Here is a 1,319-nt window from a genome sequence, read left to right on the forward strand (position 1 = left end):
GGCCCGCGCCCTGCCCGACGGCCCCCGCGCGCGGCGGGTCCGGCCACGCGGAGGTCCCGGCGCTCGCCGGCCCCGGCACGGCGACGCAGACGGTGCAGGCGGCGGCCCGGTGAGCCTCCTGCAACTCCTCTTCGCGCTCCTCCTGGTCCTGGGCAACGCCTTCTTCGTGGGAGCCGAGTTCGCCCTCGTGTCCGTCCGCCGCAGTCAGATCGAGCACCTGGACACCGAGCGGGCGGGCAGGGTCCTCCACGGCCTGGAGAACCTCCCGCAGATGATGGCCGCGGCACAGTTCGGCATCACCGTCTGCTCCCTGACGCTGGGCGCGGTCGCGGAACCCACGGTGGCGCGGCTGCTGGAGCCGCTGCTCCACGCGCTCCACGTGCCGGGGGCCCTGATCCACCCCCTCGGGTACGTCGTCGCGCTCGCCGCGGTCGTCTTCCTCCACCTCGTCGTGGGCGAGATGCTCCCGAAGAACCTCGCCCTGGCTGCGCCGGAGCGGACGGCGCTGTGGCTGGGCCCGCCGCTGGTGGCCTTCGCGCAGCTGTGCCGCCCGGTGACCAGGGCGCTCGGCGCCTGCTCCCACGCGGTGTTGAGGGCCTTCACGGTGGAGCCCAAGGACGAGGTGGAGACCGTCTTCACCAGCGAGCAGCTCAACCGCCTCGTCGGCGACGCGGGACAGGCCGGGCTCCTGGCACCGGCCGAGCAGGAGCGGCTGGAGGACGCCCTCGGACTGGGCACCCGCCCGGTGCGGGACGTGCTGATCCCCGGCACCGCCCTGGTGACCGTGCCCCCGTCGGTGACCCCCGCCCAGGTGGAGGCCCTGACCGTGCGCACCGGCTACTCCCGCTTCCCCGTGCGGGCGCCGGGCGGCGGCGCGTTCCTGGGCTTCCTCCATGTGAAGGACGTCCTGGACCTGGAGGACCCGGACGGCACGGTCCCGCAGCAGGTGTGGCGCCCGATGGCGACGCTCCGTGCGGACCTGCCCCTGGACGACACCCTGACCGTGCTCCGCCGCGCGGCCGCCCACCTGGCCCAGGTGGCGGACGCCTCGGGCCGCGTCCTGGGCCTCGTGGCTCTGGAGGACGTGCTGGAGGTGCTCGTGGGCGAGGTCCGCGACCCCTCCCACCGCACCCCGCCCCACCGGGCCTCCGCCGGCTGACCCCTCCGCGCCTGCGTGCGGCCGCTGCGCGTGGACGGCCGGGGCGCCGGCCGTGTTCACGCCGGAGGGCAGCCGATGCGCGCGGCCGGGGGGGCCGGTCACCCCCGCGCCCGCCCACCCGTCCGCGCCCGTCCGCGCCCGCCCGCAGCCGTCCGCGCCC

The 1,319-nt window shown here is 76.8% G+C and carries 1 protein-coding gene; it reads left to right on the top strand.

Annotated features, from left to right (window positions below):
• Positions 1-109 precede the first annotated feature (109 nt).
• On the top strand, positions 110-1,159 hold the full coding sequence (locus BJP40_RS12375) for a hemolysin family protein (protein ID WP_071280410.1): 1,050 nt from the start codon (positions 110-112) through the stop codon (positions 1,157-1,159).
• Positions 1,160-1,319: the final 160 nt, after the last annotated feature.

Source organism: Streptomyces sp. CC53 (assembly GCF_001865245.1).
GTDB lineage: Bacteria > Actinomycetota > Actinomycetes > Streptomycetales > Streptomycetaceae > Streptomyces.